Raw genomic sequence first — 18855 nt, 5'->3', positions numbered from 1 at the left:
GATGTGCCGGCCAACGGTCGGCACCCACCGCCAAACGGGCAAAGAAAAACGCCGCCCATCGGGCGGCGTCAGAATGGTTACTTGACCACGCGCAGGTTCGGGCGGCCCTTCGGTGGCGGACTGGCCGGCGGCGTGTCGTCCGGCGGCGTGCCTTCCTCGTGCAGCAGCTCATCGCTGGTCGGTGCGGTTTCGTTGCCCGGAATGTCATCCGGCAATGCCATGCCCTGCCCGGTCTCGCGGGCGTAGACCGCCAGCACGGCGCTGATCGGCACCTGCACCGGGTAGCTGGTTCCGGAGAAGCGGGCCGAGAAGCTCACCATTTCGTTGTCGATCATCAGCCGCACGACAGCACGTTCGGCGATGTTGAGCACGACCCGGCCATCCTTGACCGCCGAAGGCGGGACCTGCACGCCGGGGACGCCGGCGTCGACCAGGATGTGCGGGGTCAGCTGGTTGTCGTTGATCCATTCCACCAGCGCCCGCAGCAGGTACGGGCGGTGGCTGGTCATGTGGAAGAAGTCTTCGGTCATGCGTGAAGTGTACGCGCCCGGCGCCCCGCCGGGGCGGATCGTCTGCACGCCGGTCGGCCTGCAGACGGGTAACGCGGGGACGGATCAGACCGGCAGATCGCGCAGTTTCTTTTCCTGCTCGGTCAGGCTGCGGACAAATCCGGGATGGCGGAAGATGCGGTTGCCGTAGTCCTCGATCGCCTTGCCATCCTTCGGCAGCGGCACATCCAGCGACTGCAGGCGCCAGATGATCGGCGCCATCGCGCAGTCGGCCAGGCTCATTTCCGGATTGAGGAAGAATTTGCTGGCCTTGAACAGCGGCAGCGAGGCGGTCAGCAGTTCCTTCAGGCGCTTGCGCCCGGCCTCGGCCTGGGTCTTGTTGCCCAGCTGGATGGCCTGCACCTGCGGCACCCAGTCGTGCTCGATGCGCAGCATGGCCAGGCGGATGCGCGCACGCGACAGCGGGTCGACCGGCATCAGTGGCGGATGCGGGTAGCGCTCATCCAGGTATTCGCTGACCACCGATGCGGCGTACAGCACCAGCTCGCGTTCGACCAGGGTCGGCACCGAGTGGTACGGATTGAGGTCGATCAGGTCTTCAGGCGGGTTCTGCGGATCGACCGGAACGAAGTCGAAGGTGACGCCCTTGGCCGCCAGGACCAGGCGTACACGGTGGCACAGTACGTCGTCGTTCGAGGAAAACAGCGTCAGTGTATTGCGCATGCGTACGCTCGCCGCCATCAAAGGCTCTCCCACGACAGGAGACCGCCTGCCGCATCGGCGCCGCCGGCACCGTGCCAGCGGTCGACTCCTCCCCGAGTGTGCAACCGACCATCACAAAAGCCAATAGGCCCACGCGATGGCCGGCGCCAGAATCAGTGAACGTCCTTCCAGTATTCCTTCTTCAGCAGATACAGCAGGAAGGTCAGCAGGGCCAGGAACAGGATCACCCACACGCCCAGCTGCTGGCGCTTGAGTGCGGCCGGTTCGCCGGCGTATTCGAGGAAGTTGGTGATGTCCCGCACGGCCTGGTCGTACTGCCCGGCATCGACCGATCCCGGCGTTTCAATCTTCAGGCCGGTCACCGGCGGGTCCATGCCGGGCGCTTCCGCCTTGCCGTGCACCGCATGCTGCAGCCCCTGCATCTCCCACAGCGGGTTGGGCATGGAGGCGTTGGCGAACAGCGCGTTGTTCCAGCCCAGCGGGCGGCTGCTGTCCAGATAGAACGACTTGAGATAGGTGTAAACCCAGTCACTGCCCCGCACGCGCGAGATCAGGCTGAGATCGGGCGGCATCTTGCCGAACCACTTCTCCGCGTTCTCCTTGGGCATCGCCACCGGGATCGGGTCGCCGATCGCCGAGCCGGTGAAGTTGAGGTTGTTCATCACCTCTTCTTCGGTCAGGCCCAGGTCCTGCGCCATCCGCGAGTAGCGCAGGTACTTCAGCGCATGGCAGCCGGAGCAGTAGTTCATGTACAGCTGCGCACCCCGCTGCAGCGAGGCGCGGTCACCGAGGTCGTTGCCGGCCTGCAGCAGCTTGGTGCCGCCCTCGGCGGCGGAGGCCAGGAAACTGCCCAGCATCAGGGTGGCCGTCAGGGCCAGCCGGACAATCCAGCGCTCAGTCATGCGTGGTCACCCTCTCCGGTACCGGCTTGGTCTTGTCCAACCTTGTCCATAGCGGCATGGTGATGAAGAACGCGAAGTACAGGAAGGTCAGCACCCGCCCGATGTAGGTTTCATGCACGTCGGTGCCCGGGCCGGAGCCGATCACGCCCAGCCACACGAAGCACACCGCCAGCACGCCCAGCATCACCTTCGAGATCCAGCCGCGGTAGCGCACCGACTTTACCCTGGCCTTGTCCAGCCACGGCACCAGGAACAGGATCGCAATGGCCGAGAACATGACCAGCACGCCACCGAGCTTGTTCGGTACCACGCGCAACATCGCGTAGTACGGCGTGTAGTACCAGACCGGCTTGATGTGTTCGGGGGTCACCAGGCGGTTGGCCTCGGTGAAGTTGTCGTGTTCCAGGAACAGGCCGCCGAAGCCCGGTGCGAAGAAGATGATGAAGGCGGCGATGATCAGCAGGAAGCCGGCGCCGACACCATCCTTGAGCGTGTAGTACGGGTGGAACGGAATACCGTCGGCCGGCGCATTCGGCGACCAGCGGTTGCCCTTCGGTCCTTTCTTGATCTCCACGCCATCGGGGTTGTTCGACCCCACTTCGTGCAGCGCGCCCAGATGCAGCACCACCAGCAACAGCAGCACCAGCGGCAGTGCGATGACGTGCAATGCGAAGAAGCGGTTGAGCGTGGCGTCACTGGGCAGGTAATCGCCCATGATCCATTCGGTCAGGCCGTTGCCGATCACCGGTATCGCGCCGAACAGCGAGATGATCACCTTGGCGCCCCAGAACGACATCTGGCCCCACGGCAGCACATAGCCCATGAAGGCTTCGGCCATCAGCACCAGGTAGATCAGCATGCCCAGGATCCACACCAGCTCGCGCGGCTTCTGGTAGCTGCCGTACAGCAGGCCGCGGAACATGTGCAGGTAGACCACGATGAAGAACAGCGAGGCGCCGGTGGAGTGCATGTAGCGGATCAGCCAGCCCCACTCCACATCACGCATGATGTATTCGATGGAGCCGAACGCCTCCGCGGCGCTGGTCTTGTAGTGCATCGTCAGGAAGATGCCGGTGACGATCTGGTTGACCAGCACCAGCAGTGCCAGCGAGCCGAAGTAGTACCAGATGTTGAAGTTCTTCGGCGCGTAGTACTCGCTGACGTGCTTGCGATAGACCGGCATCAGGCCCGGCGCGCGGGCATTGACCCAGTCGGCGACGCCGCTGGCGGTACGGCTGAGGATATTGGCCATCAGGCAGCCCCCTGCGGATCGACACCGATGATGATGGTGTTGTCGTCCTGGTAGTGGTGCGCGGGCACCTTCAGGTTGATCGGCGCCGGCACATCCTTGAAGACGCGGCCGGACATGTCGAAGCGCGACTTGTGGCAGGGGCAGAAGTAGCCCCCCTTCCACTGCGGGTCATAGGGCTCGGGCCGGATCTCGGCGACCATTTCCGGCGAGCAGCCCAGGTGCGTGCACAGGCCGACCAGCACGGAGATGTCCGGCTTGATCGAGCGCAGCTCGGGGTTCTGCTTCAGCACGTAGTCCGGCTGCTGGTCCTTCTCGCCGGACTCGGGGTCCTTGAGGCGGCCATCCAGCCCGTGCAGTGCATCCAGGATCGCCTTGGACCGCTTGACGATCCAGATCGGCTGGCCACGCCACTCCACGATCAGGCGTTGGCCTTCCTGCAGGGCGCTGATGTCGGCCACGACCGGTGCACCGGCAAGCTTGGCGCGGGCACTGGGGTTCCAGGATTTGATGAAAGGAACGGCGGTGAATCCGACGCCGACGGCGCCAACCACAGCAGTGGTGGCAGAAAGAAAACGCCGACGTCCGGTGTTGACTGGATCGTGTACCCCATCGTTGGCCATCCGGCACTCCGATATTGATTAGGTAGCTTTAAGGCTGCCAGCGGATCCGGTGGGGGCCAGAGCCGCATTGAATCATGGGCGAGTGTAGCGGAACCGTCGCGCGCCACACAACGCATTGCAACAACATTGATTACGGGGTTGCCGGCCAGCGGCCGGCACTACCTTTCAAAGGAGTGCCGACCAACGGTCGGCACCTACTGGTGACTCAGGGCGGTGCGGTAACGCTCGGCCAGCTGCCCAACCCGGCGCACGTAGTACTGGGTCTCGCTGTAGGGCGGCACGCCACCGTGGCGGTCGACCGCGCCTTCGCCGGCGTTGTAGCCGGCCGCGGCCAGGGTCAGGTCGCCATTGAAGCGCTTCAGCAACCACGCAAGATACTGCACGCCACCACGGATGTTCTGCCCCGCATCATAGGAATCGCTGACCCCGAAGCGCGCGGCTGTCGGCGGCATCAGCTGCATCAGCCCCTGCGCGCCGGCGCGGCTGAGCGCGGTCGGGTTGTAGGCCGATTCGGCGTGGATGATGGCACGCACCACGGCCTCCTCGACGCCGAACTCGCGTGCCGCCGAGGTGATCTCGGCCTGGAACGCGGTGGTGTTCAGGCGCACCGAACCGAAGTCCACGCGCGGGTTGACGCCGCACGCGTAGCAGCGCTCCATGAAACTGTAGCGGATGGTGCGCACCGGACCGAGGTTGGCCACCTGGGTCGGCCGCGCACTGGTGTAGTGGCGCACCCCATCCTTCATGAAGGAATAGACGTGGCCGCTGACCATCCGCCCGGCCCGCGAGGCCGTCGGTGCCGCGGCAGGCGCGGGTGCAGCAGGCGTCGGCGCGACCGCAGCGGGCGCAGCAGCGCTGGCCGCCACAGCGACCGGATTGCGTTCGATGCTGGCCACCGAGGTCGGCGCAGGCTTCGGTGCGGCCACCACGGGGCGCGGTGCCGGGCGGGTATCGCGGCTGTAGCTGATGCTGCTGCAGCGCGCGCCGGCCACTCGCTTGCTCACGTAGCTGGTGACCCCGTCGGCGCCCTGGCACTTGTACAGGGTGCCGGCGCTGGCCGGCGCAGCGGTCAGCGCAGCGATGATGATCGCCGTTGTCCCCAGTATCCCCTTCATGCCGCGAGTGTCCCAGCTTCGCCGGGGCTTGCCAAGCGACGCGGCTCAGCCTGTGACCGGCGGCACAGCCAGCACCTGGCCCAATCCGGCCAAACGCTGTGCCAGCTCATCGCGCAGGCCCGGCGGTGTGGTCCACAACGCCACCGGCACCCGGTCCAGGCTGAGGATCTGCGCCAGCATCATGCCGCCGCTCTCGGCGCCCATGCGCAACAGGCAATGGTCGGCGCCATCAGCCTCCAGCACCCCACACCACGGCGGGATGCGCCCTTCCAGCTCGGTGCGGCTGCCGGCCAGGCGGACGATGGCCTGCAGCGCGAAGGGCGCCTGGCTGACCGCCTGCCGCACCATCACGTCCGGGGGCGCGGGCGTGCGTCGATGCATGCCCGGCCCGGCGCATTCGCGCACCGCGCCCATCCGGTCCACGCGCAGGGTGCGCCAGTCCTGCCGGCCCAGATCCCAGGCCAGCAGGTACCAGCGCCGCCCATAGTTGACCAGGTGCTGCGCCTCGACCTCGCGCTGGGTCACCGCCTCCTGCGCACTGCGGTACTCGAAGGCCAGCCGTGACGCCTGCCGGCAATGCTGGGCCAGCCGTCCCAGCAGGCGTGCGTCGGTGGAGGGAAGGTCGGACAGGGTGGCCGTCGCCGCATGCACCTCGCCGGCCTGCTGGCGGCGACGGGTCGGCACCAGCGGGTCGAGCTTGGACAACAGGCCCCGGGCGGTGTCGTCGATGCCAGCGACGGTCGCGGACGCGGCCCGCAGCGCGATCGCCAGGGTGGTCGCCTCTTCCTCGTCCAGCAGCATCGGCAGTACCGGTGCCCCGGCCCCCAGCTGATAGCCGCCACCGACCCCCGACGAGGCCCGGACCGGATAGCCCAGTTCGCGCAGCCGCTCGATATCACGCCGGATGCTGCGCCGGTCCACGCCCATGCGCTCGGCCAGCTCAGCCCCGGACCACTGGCGGCGGGCCTGCAGCAGGGCGATCAGGCGCAGCAGTCGATGGGCGGTATGGCGCATGAAGAATCGAGGACAGAAGTCGTCCGCAATGGTGCCCCAGGATGGCTTCCAGTTCACCACCCACCGCAAGGAGCAATGCCATGACCTCACGCCAGATCACCCTTTATCACGCCGCCCGATCCCGCTCGAGCGGCGCCGTGGCCCTGCTCGAAGCGCTGGGTGCCGACTACCGCATGCAGGTGCTGGACCTGAAGGCCGGCGCCAACCTGGCCCCGGCCTATCTGGCCATCAACCCGATGGGCAAGGTGCCGGCCATCGTCCACAACGGCGCGCTGGTGACCGAACAGGTGGCCATTTATCTGTACCTGGCCGACCTGTATCCGGAAGCCGGGCTGGCGCCGCCGATCGGCGATGCCCTGCGCGGGCCCTACCTGCGCTGGATGGCCTTCTACGGTGCCTGTTTCGAGCCGGCGATGATCGACAAGGCGATGCACCGCGAGCCGCCGCCGCGCATGATGTCGCCGTACAACGACGCCGAGACCGTGCTGCAGGTGGTCGAGGCCCAGCTGGCACAGGGTCGCTACCTGCTCGGCGAGACGATGAGTGCCGCCGACGTGCTGTGGGGCAATGCGCTGGCCTGGACCACGGCCTTCGGTCTGGTGCAGCCTGCGCCGGCCACGGCTGATTACATCGCACGGATGAGCGCGATGACCGCCTTCGACCGTTCGCGGCAGATCGATGCGGAGCTGGCGGCGGCATAAGCAGCGCCGGCTGGCTTTCCTTGTAGAGCCGAGCCCACGCTCGGCTGGCTTCAGTAGAGCCAGGCCATGCCAGGCTGCCCCATGGGAAGCGGGAAGAGCAGCCGAGCGTGGGCTCGGCTCTACAAGGGCGCGGCGGCTGGCGCGGGATGCGGGTAGAATTGCCCGCTTTCCCGCCACCCGAATGGATTAAGCGCCATGACCGGGACGCCAGACGTCTTTCCGCCCGCCACCCCGGGCGGTACCCCGCTCGTTGCCCTGCCCGCTGGTCCGCGCAAGCCCGACCAGGTCAAGGGCAAGCTGTACATCAAGACCCACGGTTGCCAGATGAACGAGTACGACTCGGCCAAGATGGCTGACGTGCTTGCCGCCAGCGATGGCCTGGAACTGACCGACAGCCCGGACGACGCCGACGTCATCCTGGTCAACACCTGCTCCATCCGCGAGAAGGCGCAGGAGAAGGTGTTCAGCCAACTCGGCGTGTGGAAGGGCCTGAAGAACAAGGGCCGCGAGGTCATCATCGGCGTGGGCGGCTGCGTTGCCTCGCAGGAAGGCGAAGCGATCATCAAGCGCGCCCCGTTCGTGGACCTTGTGTTCGGCCCGCAGACCCTGCATCGCCTGCCGGAACTGATCCGCGCGCGGCGCGAGCAGAAGCGCCCGCAGGTGGACATCAGCTTCCCCGAGATCGAGAAGTTCGACCGCCTGCCCGAGCCACGCGCCGAAGGTGCCTCGGCGTTCGTGTCGATCATGGAAGGCTGTTCCAAGTACTGCTCGTTCTGCGTGGTGCCCTACACCCGCGGCACCGAAGTCAGCCGCCCGTTCGAGGACGTGGTGGTGGAAGTGGCGCAGCTCGCCGCGCAGGGCGTGCGCGAGATCAACCTGCTCGGCCAGAACGTCAACGCCTATCGCGGCCCATATGGAGACGGTGAGTTTGCCGACCTCGGCCTGCTGATCCGCACCATCGCCGAGATCGATGGGGTCGGCCGCATCCGCTTCACCACCTCGCACCCGCTCGAGTTCAGCGATTCGCTGATCGACGCGTTCCGCGACGTTCCGCAGCTGGCCAACTTCCTGCACCTGCCGGTGCAGGCCGGCAGCGACCGCGTGCTGTCGGCGATGAAGCGCGGCTACACCGCGCTGGAATTCAAGTCGAAGATCCGCAAGCTGCGCGCGGTGCGCCCGGACATTTCCATCAGCTCGGACTTCATCGTCGGCTTCCCCGGCGAGACCGATGCCGACTTCGAGAAGACCATGAAGCTGATCGAGGACATCGGCTTCGACCACAGTTTCTCCTTCATCTATTCGCGTCGACCGGGTACACCGGCGGCCGATCTGGAGGACACGATCAGCGATGCCGAGAAGCACGCTCGCCTGTCGCGCCTGCAGGAGCGCATCAATGCGCACGCCGCCAGCATCTCGCAGAAGATGGTCGGTACCGTGCAGACCGTGCTGGTGGAAGGGCCGTCGCGCAAGAACCCGAACGAACTGACCGGCAAGACCGAGAACATGCGGTCGGTGAATTTCCCGGCGCCTGCGCGGTTGATCGGCCAGTTCGTGGATGTGCTGATCACCGAAGCGCTTACCAACTCGCTGCGTGGGCGCGTGGTGGCGGAATAAGGCTAGGGTGTGCCGACCAACGGTCGGCACCCACCGGAAATGATGCCGGCCAGCGGCCGGCACTACCGAATGACAGGCCTCAATCCAGGCGCTTGCGGAAACGCAGGATCGCCAGCGTCATCATCACCACGATGAAGGCCAGCAGCGCCAGCGCGTCGTGCCACAGCTCCCATAGCGAGGCGCCGCGCAGCATGATGCCGCGCACCAGACGCAGGAAGTGGGTCAGCGGCAGCACTTCGGCCAGCCACTGCACCGGCCGCGGCATGCCGGCGAACGGGAACATGAAACCCGACAACAGGATCGACGGCAGGAACAGGAACAGCGTCATCTGCATCGCCTGGAACTGCGAACGCGCGCGCGTGGAGATCAGCAGGCCCAGCGCCAGGTTGGCCAGCACCAGCAGCACTGCGGCCAGGTAGATGTCGAGCAGGCTGCCGCGGATCGGCACCTGGAACAGCCAGGTGCCCAGCACCAGCACCAGCGTGGTCTGCAGCAGGCCGATGGCTGCATAGGGCAGCACCTTGCCGACCATCAGTTCGCTGCGCGATACCGGCGTGGCGATCAGCAGTTCCATGTTGCCGCGCTCGCGCTCGCGTACCACCGCCACCGCCGTGAACATCACCAGGGTCATGGTCAGGATCACCCCGATCAGGCCGGGCACGATGTTCACCGCCGAGCGCCGTTGCGGGTTGTAGAAACTGGTCACGCTGACCTGGCCACCGGCAATGCTGCCTTCGCGCAGCGGCCGCGTATTGCTGGTCGGGCGCGTATCCAGTGGCACCTGCGCCAGCTGGATCGCCGCACTCTGCACCACGGTGTCGCTGCCATCGACCAGCACCTGTACCGCTTCGCGTCCATCGAAGCGGCGACGCTCGAAGTCCGCCGGCACCACGATGCCGACGCTGATCTCGCCGCGGCGCAGCGCCTGCATCAGCTGGTCCGGCGTGTAGGCCTCGCTGCGTGGCGTGATCACGCCGGTGGCGACCATGTCCTGCACCAGCGCGCGTGAGGCGGCGCTGTTGGCCTGGTCGGCGATACCCGCATCGAGGTGGCGCAGGTTGAGGTTGATCGCATACCCGAACAGCAGCAGCTGCATCACCGGAATGCCGACGATCATCGCCAGCGTGATGCGGTCGCGGCGCAGCTGCCGCAGCTCCTTGAGCATGATCGCCCACAGCCTGCGCAGGTTCATGCCGCTGGCTCCCTGCCACGGCCACGGGTGGCGGCCACGAACACGTCCTCCAGGTTCGGCGCCACGATTTCGATATGCGCTTGCGGGTCGGCGCTGGCCAGCGCGCGCCGCAGCGCCGCGACATCCGCTGCGCCTTCGTTGCACAGCACGCGCAGATGGGTGCCGATCTGCGCCACGCTCAGCACGCCGGGCAGCTCGGCCAGCACGCGGCTGGCCTGGCGTGGCTGCGATGACGTGACCTGCAGCGTTCGTCCTTGCAGCCGTGAACAGAGCTCGGCCGGCGTGCCGTCGGCCACCAGTGCGCCGCGATCAAGGATCGCCAGGCGATGGCAGCGCTCGGCTTCGTCCATGTAATGGGTCGACACCAGCACCGTGGTTCCCGCGTCGGCCAGTTCAAACAGGGCCTCCCAGAAATCGCGGCGCGACTCGGGATCGACCGCGCTGGTCGGCTCGTCCAGGAACAGCAGTTCGGGCGAATGCACCACGGCGCCGGCCAGGGCCAGGCGCTGCTTCTGCCCGCCGCTGAGCGTACCGGCCAGCTGCGGCTGCCGGTCCTGCAACCGGTACTGCTGCAGCAGCGCATCGACCCGTTGCCGGGCCTGGTTGCGCGGCAAGTCCTGGATGGCGGCGAGGAATTCCAGGTTCTCGCGTACCGACAGGTCTTCGTACAGCGAGAAGCGCTGGGTCATGTAGCCGATGCGCCGGCGCAGTGCTTCGGCCTGCTCGGGAACCGCCAGGCCCAGCACCTCGATCTGCCCCGCACTGGGTTCCAGCAGGCCGCACAGCATGCGGATGGTGGTCGACTTGCCTGACCCGTTCGGGCCCAGGAAGCCGTACACCTGCCCGCGCGGGACGGTCAGGTCGACCTTGTCCACGGCCAGCAGTTCACCGAAGCGGCGGGTCAGGCCCTGCGCATGCACCGCGATGTCCGCACCGGTGTTCAGAAGCGCACCTGCACCGGCAGTCCGGCCGGAAGCTTCTGCATGTCGCTGGCTGCATCCACGTCGATCTCGGCGAGGTAGCTCAGGCGCTCGACGTCATCGCCGGTCAGTGCGTAGTACGGGGTGAATGAAGGCTCGCTGCGGATCGCGCGCACATGGCCCTTCAGTACGGTGCTTCCTCCCTCCAGCTGTATCTGCGCCGGCTGACCGACCTTGACCTGCAGGCGCAGCGGCTGCGGCAGGTAGACGCGCGCATAGGGGCGCTCGCCGACCAGCATCACCGCCAGCGGCGCCCCGATCGGTGCCTGGTCACCCTGCCGGTAGGGCAAGGCATCGATCACGCCATCGCGCGGTGCGCGCAGCTGCAGCTTCTGCAGGTTGACGCCCTGCACCACCTGCTGCGCCTGTGCGGCGTCGGCGGCCGCCTGGCCCTGGGCGATGTCCTGCGCGCGACTGCCGTGCACCCGTTCCAGCCAGGCCTGCTCGGCGGCACGCACGCTGGCCGCGGCATTGCCGGCGGCCGCTCGTGCACGGTCCAGCTCGGCGGCGGCGATCAGGCGCTGGCGTGCCAATGGTTGCACCCGACGATAGTAGGCAGTGGCCTCAGCAGACTGCGCGCGCAACGCGGCCAGTTGTGCCTGGGCCTGTGCGATCTGTTCCTGGCGCGGGCCAAGCTTCAGCTCTTCCAGCTGGGCCTGCGCGCGCGCCGTGTCGGCCTGCGCCGCCGCGAACTGCGCGTCGCCGCGGGCGGGGTCGAGCTGCATCAGCACGGCCCCGGCCTTGACCCGCTGGCCCTCGCGCACCTCCACCGTGGCGATCACCTCGGCCGCCGGCGCCGGCACCGTGATCCGGTCCCACTCCAGCGTGCCCAGCGCCGTTGGCGTTGACTGCCCACAGCCCGCCAGCAGGCCGATGCCCACCAGCCCGAGTCCACGCATCCCGTTGCCGATGCCCATGCCATTCCCTCCTGCGACGGCGACACGGTGCCACCTGCCCCGTGCACCCTCAATGATTCCGATCAGCCCTGACGGTTTTTTCGCCACGCGCGGACAGGCCTTTTGCTGCAAGGTTCCTCGCCACCTATCCACAGCTTGATTCAGCATCATTCCACAGCCGGTGTGGAGAACCGGACGGGGGCAGCCGTACTGGGTGCCTGGCAGCGGAAGATGCGCTGCCGTCACAGGCGCCGGCCGACCGTGACGGTTTTTTCACCACCACCTCATCCGCCTTGTGGCACAAGCACTGCGAAGGCCTATCCACAGCTTTTCGCGCCCCCCGTCCACACCGGGTGTGGAAAACCGCGTATCGGCCCGCCGCTGGCCGCATGCCCGGTACGCGCGTAACCTTGTCACCCCGAGTCCATCGCGGTGGACGGCGACCCCGCCCCACCCCAAGCAATGAAAAGCATCGATCATCGAGACTTCACCCTGTCGCCGGAAGACAACGAGCGACTGGCCAACCTGTGCGGCCCCTTCGATGGGCACCTGCGCCAGATCGAGCTGAAGCTCGGCGTGGAGATCGCCAATCGTGGCTTCGTGTTCCGCATCAGCGGGCCCAACGAAGCCATCGTGGAGGCGCAGAAGCTGGTTGAAGCGCTGTACGCCGAAGCCGGCGAAACCACCTTCGACAACCACGCCATCCACCTGCGCCTGGCGCAGGCCAACGTCGAGCAGATCGCCGAGCGCTCCTACGAAGCGCAGGACGTGGCGATCAAGGTCAAGCGTGGCACGGTACGCGGCCGCGGCGCCAACCAGGGCCGCTACCTGCACCAGATCGCCACGCATGACATCAACTTCGGCATCGGCCCGGCGGGAACCGGCAAGACCTTCCTGGCCGTGGCCAGCGCGGTCGAAGCACTGAACGAGTCGCGGGTGCAGCGCCTGATCCTGGTGCGCCCGGCGGTGGAAGCCGGCGAGAAGCTGGGCTTCCTGCCCGGCGACCTGAGCCAGAAGGTCGACCCCTATCTGCGACCGCTGTACGACGCCCTGTACGAGATGATGGGCGTGGAAAAGGTGGTCAAGCTGCTGGAGAAGAACGTCATCGAGATCGCGCCGCTGGCCTACATGCGCGGCCGCACGCTCAACGATGCGTTCGTGATCCTGGACGAGGCGCAGAACACCACCATCGAGCAGATGAAGATGTTCCTGACCCGCCTGGGCTACGGCTCCACCGCGGTGGTCACCGGTGACCTGACCCAGACCGACCTGCCCAAGCACGTGAAGTCCGGCCTGCGCGACGCCATCGATGTGCTGCGCGAGGTCGAGGGCGTCAGCTTCACCTTCTTCGAATCCCGCGACGTGGTCCGGCATCCGCTGGTGGCGCGCATCGTCAGCGCCTACGACCGCCGCGACCTGCATCAGATCCAGCCTGGAGCGACGCCATGACCCGTGGTCCCGTGCGACTGGACGTCGCCGTCAGTTATGCCCTGCCGCGTACCGGGCTGCCGGCGGCAGTGAGCTTCCGCAAGTGGGTGGCCGCTGCGTTGAAGGGCCGCATCCGCGAGGCCGACCTGGCCATCCGCGTGGTCGATGCCAAGGAAGGCCAGTCGCTGAACCGCCATTACCGTGGCAAGGACTACGCCACCAACGTGCTCAGCTTCCCGGCCGAAGTGCCCGAAGGTCTGCCCAAGGGCGTCAAGTTCCCGCTGCTGGGTGACCTGGTGATCTGCGCACCGGTGGTGGCGCGTGAAGCCGACGAACAGGGCAAGGCGCTCAATGCCCACTACGCGCACCTGACCGTGCACGGCGTGCTGCACCTGCTTGGCTGGGACCACGAGGACGACAAGGAGGCCGAGGCGATGGAACAGCTGGAGCGCGAGATCCTGGCCGAGCTGGGCATTGACGACCCGTACGCGGGCGAGCGCTAAGGCCTATACAGCCGCGCCTACGCTCGGCTCCAACGCATCGCCCCCCGCAAACCTGACCGAAATGCAGCCGAGCATGGGCTCGGCTCTACAACGGGAATTTCTTTGTGCTGCTGCGTATTGCCCTGCCCCTGCTGCTCGTCGCGTCCGCCCCGGCCGCTGCCTTGGATCTGCCGGCGCTGATCGAATGCCGCCAGGGCGTGGCCGAGCAGACAGCGCTGGCGCCGCTGCTGGCCGATCCGCTGAAGGCCGTGGCCCGGGGCCTGCAGCCGCTGCCGCAGGGCAACCAGTTCATGAGCGAGTACCGGCTGGCCAGCCCGATCACCGTCTTCGGCCAACAGACCGAGCGGGTAGCGGTGGCCGGCGCCAGCATCATGGCCGTCCTCGACCAGGCCGACCCTCGGCCTCTGGCCAAGCGCCTGGCGCTGGAGATCGGCTACGACCAGGACGGCAAGTTCATGGCCGGTCGCGAGCTGGTCAGCCGCGACGTGACCGACCCGAAGACCGGCGAGTCTCAGATCGAGTCGATCATCCTCAGCGTCTCCACCGTGGCCTCCCACCCGGGCAAGACCCTGGCCGGCTGTACCTACAGCCTGGACCTGCCTGAAGAAGAAGCCCCTGCCCGGCCTGAACTGGCCCCGCCGCCGATCACCGGACCGGGCAGCGACGGTCACTGACAGGCCGCCACATCCTGCTAGACTTGGGCCAACGCCCGGCCTGCCGGGTGCCTTTTTTCCAGAGATGTCAGAAGACGACAGTAGTAGCTCCCCTTCGGAGCACAGTGAAAAGAAGCGCGGTTGGCTTGAACGCCTGACCTCGGCCTTCTCCGGCGAACCCCACACCCGCGACGAGCTGGTCGCTGTCCTGCACACCGCGCAGGAAGAGGGTCTGATCGCCGCCGATACCCTGAAGATGATGGAAGGCGCCATTTCGGTGGCCGAGCTGACCGTGGGCGACGTGATGATCTCGCGCTCGCAGATGGTCTCGCTGCCGGTCGAAGCGCCCTTCCTGGAACTGATGAAGCAGGTGGTCGAATCGGGCCATTCGCGCTTCCCGGTGCACGGCGAGAACAAGGACGACATCCTTGGCATCCTGCTGGCCAAGGACCTGCTGCGCGGCGTGGTCGCCGACAACGGCCCGGCCAACGTGCGCGAGCTGCTGCGCCCGGCGGTGCTGATCCCGGAGGCGAAGAAGCTGAACGTGCTGCTGAAGGAGTTCCGCCTGTCGCGCAACCACATGGCCATCGTGGTCGACGAGTACGGCGGTGTCGCCGGCCTGGTCACCATCGAGGACGTGCTGGAGCAGATCGTCGGCGAGATCGACGACGAGCACGACGAGGCCGAGGATCCGTCCGCGCAGATCGCCATCCAGTCCGACGGCCAGTACGTGGTCGACGCGCTGACCCCGATCGGCGACTTCAACGAGCGCTTCGGCGCGACGTTCTCCGACGAGGACTACGACACCATCGGTGGCCTGGTCACCGAGGCCGTGGGCCATCTGCCGGAAGTCGGCGATGAGCTGGCGCTGGACCGCTTCATGTTCCGCGTGGCCCGCGCCGATGCGCGCCGGGTGCAGGCCTTCCACGTGACCGTGCTGCCGCCGGACGCGCAGGACGACGCTTGAAGCGCCGCGGTCTGATCCTGACGGCGTGGCTGGCACTGTGTGTGCTGGCCATGACCATGGCCCTGCCACTGGCCGCCTTCGCGCAGCCGGCGGCAGCCGTGCCCGCACCTGCCACCGCCAACGCCGAGGCCCCGGTCCCGCGTATCGGCGTGGTGACCATGCAGCCGGGCACCGTGTTCTTCGAACGCTTCGGCCATGATGCCATCGTGGTGATCGATCCGCTCAGCGGCCAAGCGACCTCATACAACTTCGGCTACTTCGATCCGTCCGAGGACGATTTCATCAGCCGCTTCGTGCGCGGCGACATGATGTATTACCTGGTGGCGCTACCGCTGCAGCAGGACCTGTCGTACTACGACGAGACCGGCCGCGGTGCCAGCGTGCAGTGGCTGGACCTGCGCCCCGACCAGGCGCGTGCCCTGGCCGCTGACCTGGCCGAGCGGGCCAAGCCGGAAAACGCGCGCTACCACTACGACTACTACACCGCCAACTGCGCCACGATGGTACGCGACACGGTGGACAAGGCGCTGGGCGGTGGCCTGCAGTCGCAGTTGTCGGGGCGTTCGCGCGGCAACACCTACCGCAGCGAGTCGGTGCGCTTGGCCTCGCCCGCCCCGTGGATGTGGCTGGGCTTCGATGTCGGCCTGGGGCCGTTTGCCGACCAGCCGCTGTCGCGCTGGCAGGAAGCGTTCGTGCCGATGCGCCTGGCCGATGCGCTGCGCCAGGCACGCAACAGTGATGGCCGGCCGCTGGTGCAGTCCGAACAGGAACTGCTGCCACACCGCATCGATCCGGAGCCGAAGGAATTCGCGCGTCGCTGGTGGCCGTGGCTGCTGCTTGGTCTGGCCGTGGCCGGCGGCGTGCTGGTGCTGCGCAACCGCCCGCGCCTGCTGGCCGGGCTGGCCCTGCCGTTCTGGCTGCTGTGCGCCATCGCCGGCAGCCTGCTGGTGTTCCTGTGGGGCTTCAGCATCCACTACGCCGCCTGGGCCAACCGCAACCTGCTGCTGCTTTCGCCGGTGGCCGTGCTGCTGCTGCCCGGAGCAATCAGCCTGCTGCGCCGGCGCGTGCCGGGCCGCATGTTCAGGGTCGTGCTGTGGCTGCTGGCAGTGCAGGCCGTGGCGGCGCTGGTGCTGCACTGGCTGAGCCTGCAGGCGCAGTACAACGTGCAGTGGATCGTGCTGCTGCTGCCCGTCCACGTCGCGCTGGCGTGGGTACTGGGGCGCCATCCTCACTTGTCCGAAACACGGCGCTGACGCACGATGGCGGGCATGTCATTGCCCGCCTCCGCTTCCGCCCCGGCTTCAGCCAACCCCGCCTGCGTCATCAACTGCGTCCACTACGATGACGAGGGCAAACGCCACGACATCACCCTGGACGCCATCAGCGATGTCATTGCCAGTGGCAATGGCTTTGTCTGGGTTGGCCTGTACGACCCCAACGACGATGTGCTGCTGAAACTGCAGGAGGAGTTCTGCCTGCACGACCTGGCCATCGAGGATGCGCGCAACGCCCACCAGCGGCCCAAGGTCGAGACCTACGGCAATTCAATGTTCGTGGTGGTGACCACCGCGCAGATGGTCGACGAGCGCATCCAGTATGGCGAAACCCATGCCTTCCTCGGCCCGCGCTTCCTGGTAACGGTGCGCCACGGCGCCTCGCTTTCCTACGCGCCGGTACGTGCTCGGGTCGAGCGTGAGCCGCAGCTGCTGAAGATGGGCCCGTCGTACTGCCTGTACGCGGTGACCGACTTCGTGGTCGACAATTACCTGCCGATCGTGCACCGCTTCCGCGACACCCTGGACCTGCTGGAAAAGGACATCTTCGCCGAGAACTACAAGCGCAGCACCGTGGTACGCCTGTACGAGCTCAAGCGCGAACTGAACAAGATGCGGATGGCGGTGGCGCCGCTGCAGGATGTGCTGGCCCAGCTGCGCCGTTACCAGGGCGAGCTGGTTCCGGACGAAGTGAAGCTCTACATCCGTGACGTGCACGACCACGCGGTACGCATCAGCGATGTGATCGACACCCTGCGCGAGATGCTGGGCACCGCGCTCAGCGTGAACCTGTCGCTGGTGACGCTGGCGCAGGGCGAGACGGTCAAGCGCCTCGGTGCGTGGGCCGCGCTGCTGGCGGCACCGACGCTGATCACCAGCTGGTACGGGATGAACTTCAGCCACATGCCGGAGCTGAGCCAACCGTGGGCCTACCCACTGATGATCGTTGGTGTGGGCGGCGTCTGCGTGGGCCTGTACCGGTTGTTCAAGCGCGCAAAGTGGTTGTGACCCGCTGGTGGTAGTGCCGGCCGCTGGCCGGCAACCAGGGCAATGCCGGCCAGCGGCCGGCATTGCCATTCGGCATCAAGCTACGTAAACGGTCTTGATGTTCATGAACTCATGGATGCCGTGGTCGGCCAGTTCCCGGCCAAACCCAGACTGCTTGCTGCCGCCGAACGGCAGCCGCGCATCGCTCTTGACGATCGCGTTGACGAACGCGGCGCCGCATTCCATGCGTTGTGCGAAAGCTTCGCCGCGCACCGGATCGCGCGTCCACACGCTGCCGCCGAGGCCGAAGCGGGTGTCGTTGGCCACGCGCAGTGCCTCGCTCTCATCAGCGACCCGGATCACCGCAGCCACCGGACCGAACAGTTCCTCGTCGTAGGCCGGCATGCCCGGGCCGACCTGGTCGAGCACCGTGGCCGGATAGCCGGCATGGGTGCCGGCAATCGGCTCGCCGCCTATCAGCACACGCGCCCCCTTGGCCACGCTGGCCTGTACCTGCTTGTGCAGTTCATCGCGCAGATCGGCACGGGCCATCGGCGCCAGCGTGGTGCCCCGCTCATCGGGGTCGCCGTACTGGCGCTCGGCCGCAGCTTCAACGAAGCGACGGGTGAATTCATCGGCTACCGCCTCGACCACGATGAACCGCTTGGCCGCGATGCAGGTCTGCCCGCTGTTGTCGAAGCGCGACTTCACCGCTGCCGCAACCGTCTTGTCGAGGTCGGCATCGTCGAGCACCACGAAGGCATCGCTGCCACCCAGCTCCATCACCGACTTCTTCAACTGGCTGCCGGCGTTGGAGGCGATCGAGCGCCCTGCCCGCTCGCTGCCGGTCAGCGTCACCGCCTTCACCCGTGCGTCGCGCAGCACGTCGGCGGCCTGGTCGTTGTCGATGTGCAGCACGTCGAACACGCCGTCCGGCAGGCCGCCATCACGGCACACCGCCAGGATCAGGTCGGCACACTGCGGCACGTTGCTGGCGTGCTTGAGCAGGGCCACGTTGCCGGCCATGAACGCCGGTGCGAGGAAGCGGAACACCTGCCAGATCGGAAAATTCCACGGCATCACCGCGAACACGCAGCCGATCGGCTCGTAGCGCACATAGCTGCGCTGCGCTTCGGTGTCGATCAGCTGCGGTTTGAGATAGTCGGCCGCATGGTCGGCGTAGTACTCGCAGGCCGCCGCGCACTTGTCGACCTCGGCCAGCGCTTCGGCCTTGAGCTTGCCCATCTCGTGGGTCATCGCCTGCTGCAGGTCGTCGCGGCGCGTGCGCAGCTGCGCCGCGATCTGGCGCAGGATCGCGCCGCGTTCCTGCAGCGAACGCTCGGCCCAGCCGGGGAACGCATCGGCGGCGGCCTGCAGGCGCTGCTCGATGTCGGCAGCGCCCATCAGTACATGGCGGTAGGTCACCTGGCCGGTGGCCGGGTCGACGATCTCGACGGTCATGGGGGATCTCCATCTGGAAGACCCCCATTGTGCGCCGCCGGCCGTGAGCCGGGTGTTGCCGGCA

Annotated in this window: 19 protein-coding genes; 8 read left to right on the top strand and 11 right to left on the bottom strand. The window is 67.0% G+C overall.

All coding sequences use genetic code 11. From position 1 onward, the window contains the following. Positions 1-77: 77 nt before the first annotated feature. The 7 genes from ACUDTM_RS19450 to ACUDTM_RS19420 form a co-directional block, all read right to left on the bottom strand. Positions 78-530, bottom strand: coding sequence for a ClpXP protease specificity-enhancing factor (locus ACUDTM_RS19450; RefSeq protein WP_005412806.1), 453 nt, complete (start codon positions 528-530; stop codon positions 78-80). 84 nt (positions 531-614) lie between these two features. Beyond that, complete coding sequence (locus ACUDTM_RS19445) at positions 615-1250, bottom strand: glutathione S-transferase N-terminal domain-containing protein (protein ID WP_005415948.1); 636 nt, start codon at positions 1248-1250, stop codon at positions 615-617. Between the two features lie 134 nt (positions 1251-1384). Beyond that, positions 1385-2134: a cytochrome c1 gene (locus tag ACUDTM_RS19440; RefSeq protein WP_088497709.1), complete on the bottom strand. Its 750-nt coding sequence runs from the start codon at positions 2132-2134 to the stop codon at positions 1385-1387. Beyond that, positions 2127-3386 (bottom strand): cytochrome b, encoded by a 1260-nt coding sequence (locus ACUDTM_RS19435; RefSeq protein ID WP_005408840.1) that lies wholly within the window; start codon positions 3384-3386, stop codon positions 2127-2129. The genes ACUDTM_RS19440 and ACUDTM_RS19435 overlap by 8 nt, the downstream gene beginning before the upstream one ends. Continuing rightward, on the bottom strand, positions 3386-4006 hold the full coding sequence (gene petA / locus ACUDTM_RS19430) for a ubiquinol-cytochrome c reductase iron-sulfur subunit (protein WP_004151998.1): 621 nt from the start codon (positions 4004-4006) through the stop codon (positions 3386-3388). The genes ACUDTM_RS19435 and petA overlap by 1 nt, the downstream gene beginning before the upstream one ends. A 194-nt stretch (positions 4007-4200) precedes the next feature. Then, a complete protein-coding gene (locus ACUDTM_RS19425; protein WP_088497708.1) occupies positions 4201-5121 on the bottom strand; it encodes a lytic transglycosylase domain-containing protein in 921 nt (306 codons plus the stop codon). A gap of 45 nt (positions 5122-5166) precedes the next feature. Next, on the bottom strand, positions 5167-6135 hold the full coding sequence (locus ACUDTM_RS19420; RefSeq protein ID WP_072166755.1) for a helix-turn-helix transcriptional regulator: 969 nt from the start codon (positions 6133-6135) through the stop codon (positions 5167-5169). A gap of 80 nt (positions 6136-6215) precedes the next feature. On the opposite strand from ACUDTM_RS19420, the gene ACUDTM_RS19415 reads away from it, so the two are divergent. Together ACUDTM_RS19415 and miaB are read left to right on the top strand one after the other, a co-directional pair. After that, a complete protein-coding gene (locus tag ACUDTM_RS19415; protein ID WP_088497707.1) occupies positions 6216-6836 on the top strand; it encodes a glutathione S-transferase family protein in 621 nt (206 codons plus the stop codon). A gap of 195 nt (positions 6837-7031) precedes the next feature. Continuing rightward, positions 7032-8450, top strand: coding sequence for a tRNA (N6-isopentenyl adenosine(37)-C2)-methylthiotransferase MiaB (miaB, locus tag ACUDTM_RS19410; protein ID WP_072166757.1), 1419 nt, complete (start codon positions 7032-7034; stop codon positions 8448-8450). 79 nt (positions 8451-8529) lie between these two features. Here miaB and ACUDTM_RS19405 read toward each other — a convergent pair whose 3' ends face one another. The 3 genes from ACUDTM_RS19405 to ACUDTM_RS19395 are packed head-to-tail and all read right to left on the bottom strand — an operon-like array spanning position 8530 to position 11539. Next, positions 8530-9642 carry an ABC transporter permease gene (locus tag ACUDTM_RS19405; protein WP_171958405.1) on the bottom strand — a complete coding sequence of 371 codons (1113 nt, stop codon included), beginning with the start codon at positions 9640-9642 and terminating at the stop codon, positions 8530-8532. After that, the gene (locus tag ACUDTM_RS19400; RefSeq protein WP_065177389.1) at positions 9639-10562 is read right to left on the bottom strand and encodes an ABC transporter ATP-binding protein; all 924 of its coding nucleotides are present in this window, start codon (positions 10560-10562) and stop codon (positions 9639-9641) included. The genes ACUDTM_RS19405 and ACUDTM_RS19400 overlap by 4 nt, the downstream gene beginning before the upstream one ends. Positions 10563-10582: 20 nt before the next feature. Next, positions 10583-11539, bottom strand: coding sequence for an HlyD family secretion protein (locus ACUDTM_RS19395; RefSeq protein WP_072166759.1), 957 nt, complete (start codon positions 11537-11539; stop codon positions 10583-10585). A 441-nt stretch (positions 11540-11980) separates the two neighbouring features. Between ACUDTM_RS19395 and ACUDTM_RS19390 the strand changes: the two genes are divergently transcribed. The 6 genes from ACUDTM_RS19390 to ACUDTM_RS19365 all read left to right on the top strand — a co-directional run bounded on the left by ACUDTM_RS19390 (position 11981) and on the right by ACUDTM_RS19365 (position 17351). Further along, the gene (locus ACUDTM_RS19390) at positions 11981-12967 is read left to right on the top strand and encodes a PhoH family protein (protein WP_005415936.1); all 987 of its coding nucleotides are present in this window, start codon (positions 11981-11983) and stop codon (positions 12965-12967) included. Beyond that, positions 12964-13449: an rRNA maturation RNase YbeY gene (gene ybeY, locus ACUDTM_RS19385; protein ID WP_072166760.1), complete on the top strand. Its 486-nt coding sequence runs from the start codon at positions 12964-12966 to the stop codon at positions 13447-13449. Before ACUDTM_RS19390 ends, ybeY begins: the two co-directional genes overlap by 4 nt. 107 nt (positions 13450-13556) lie before the next feature. Next, the gene (locus ACUDTM_RS19380) at positions 13557-14123 is read left to right on the top strand and encodes a hypothetical protein (RefSeq protein ID WP_270067132.1); all 567 of its coding nucleotides are present in this window, start codon (positions 13557-13559) and stop codon (positions 14121-14123) included. A 64-nt stretch (positions 14124-14187) separates the two neighbouring features. Then, positions 14188-15069, top strand: coding sequence for an HlyC/CorC family transporter (locus ACUDTM_RS19375; RefSeq protein WP_088497702.1), 882 nt, complete (start codon positions 14188-14190; stop codon positions 15067-15069). Beyond that, on the top strand, positions 15066-16322 hold the full coding sequence (locus tag ACUDTM_RS19370; RefSeq protein ID WP_072166762.1) for a lipoprotein N-acyltransferase Lnb domain-containing protein: 1257 nt from the start codon (positions 15066-15068) through the stop codon (positions 16320-16322). Before ACUDTM_RS19375 ends, ACUDTM_RS19370 begins: the two co-directional genes overlap by 4 nt. A gap of 6 nt (positions 16323-16328) precedes the next feature. Then, positions 16329-17351, top strand: a complete 1023-nt coding sequence (locus ACUDTM_RS19365) for a magnesium and cobalt transport protein CorA (protein WP_065195776.1) — start codon at positions 16329-16331, stop codon at positions 17349-17351. A 75-nt stretch (positions 17352-17426) separates the two neighbouring features. Here the strand turns inward: ACUDTM_RS19365 and ACUDTM_RS19360 are convergent, their stop codons facing one another. Next, positions 17427-18791 carry an NAD-dependent succinate-semialdehyde dehydrogenase gene (locus ACUDTM_RS19360; protein ID WP_353080192.1) on the bottom strand — a complete coding sequence of 455 codons (1365 nt, stop codon included), beginning with the start codon at positions 18789-18791 and terminating at the stop codon, positions 17427-17429. Positions 18792-18855 lie beyond the last annotated feature (64 nt).

The sequence above is a fragment of the Stenotrophomonas maltophilia group sp. vghtpe118 genome, assembly GCF_052605195.1.
This window is presented reverse-complemented; position numbering and strand designations above follow the sequence as displayed.

What these genes read in the sequence shown, in the direction of transcription:
- ACUDTM_RS19450 (WP_005412806.1), bottom strand. Translation starts at nt 530, where the DNA reads ATGACCGAAGACTTCTTCCACATGACCAGCCACCGCCCGTACCTGCTG.
- ACUDTM_RS19445 (WP_005415948.1), bottom strand. Translation starts at nt 1,250, where the DNA reads ATGGCGGCGAGCGTACGCATGCGCAATACACTGACGCTGTTTTCCTCG.
- ACUDTM_RS19440 (WP_088497709.1), bottom strand. Translation starts at nt 2,134, where the DNA reads ATGACTGAGCGCTGGATTGTCCGGCTGGCCCTGACGGCCACCCTGATG.
- ACUDTM_RS19435 (WP_005408840.1), bottom strand. Translation starts at nt 3,386, where the DNA reads ATGGCCAATATCCTCAGCCGTACCGCCAGCGGCGTCGCCGACTGGGTC.
- petA (WP_004151998.1), bottom strand. Translation starts at nt 4,006, where the DNA reads ATGGCCAACGATGGGGTACACGATCCAGTCAACACCGGACGTCGGCGT.
- ACUDTM_RS19425 (WP_088497708.1), bottom strand. Translation starts at nt 5,121, where the DNA reads ATGAAGGGGATACTGGGGACAACGGCGATCATCATCGCTGCGCTGACC.
- ACUDTM_RS19420 (WP_072166755.1), bottom strand. Translation starts at nt 6,135, where the DNA reads ATGCGCCATACCGCCCATCGACTGCTGCGCCTGATCGCCCTGCTGCAG.
- ACUDTM_RS19415 (WP_088497707.1), top strand. Translation starts at nt 6,216, where the DNA reads ATGACCTCACGCCAGATCACCCTTTATCACGCCGCCCGATCCCGCTCG.
- miaB (WP_072166757.1), top strand. Translation starts at nt 7,032, where the DNA reads ATGACCGGGACGCCAGACGTCTTTCCGCCCGCCACCCCGGGCGGTACC.
- ACUDTM_RS19405 (WP_171958405.1), bottom strand. Translation starts at nt 9,642, where the DNA reads ATGAACCTGCGCAGGCTGTGGGCGATCATGCTCAAGGAGCTGCGGCAG.
- ACUDTM_RS19395 (WP_072166759.1), bottom strand. Translation starts at nt 11,539, where the DNA reads ATGGGCATCGGCAACGGGATGCGTGGACTCGGGCTGGTGGGCATCGGC.
- ACUDTM_RS19390 (WP_005415936.1), top strand. Translation starts at nt 11,981, where the DNA reads ATGAAAAGCATCGATCATCGAGACTTCACCCTGTCGCCGGAAGACAAC.
- ybeY (WP_072166760.1), top strand. Translation starts at nt 12,964, where the DNA reads ATGACCCGTGGTCCCGTGCGACTGGACGTCGCCGTCAGTTATGCCCTG.
- ACUDTM_RS19375 (WP_088497702.1), top strand. Translation starts at nt 14,188, where the DNA reads ATGTCAGAAGACGACAGTAGTAGCTCCCCTTCGGAGCACAGTGAAAAG.
- ACUDTM_RS19365 (WP_065195776.1), top strand. Translation starts at nt 16,329, where the DNA reads ATGGCGGGCATGTCATTGCCCGCCTCCGCTTCCGCCCCGGCTTCAGCC.
- ACUDTM_RS19360 (WP_353080192.1), bottom strand. Translation starts at nt 18,791, where the DNA reads ATGACCGTCGAGATCGTCGACCCGGCCACCGGCCAGGTGACCTACCGC.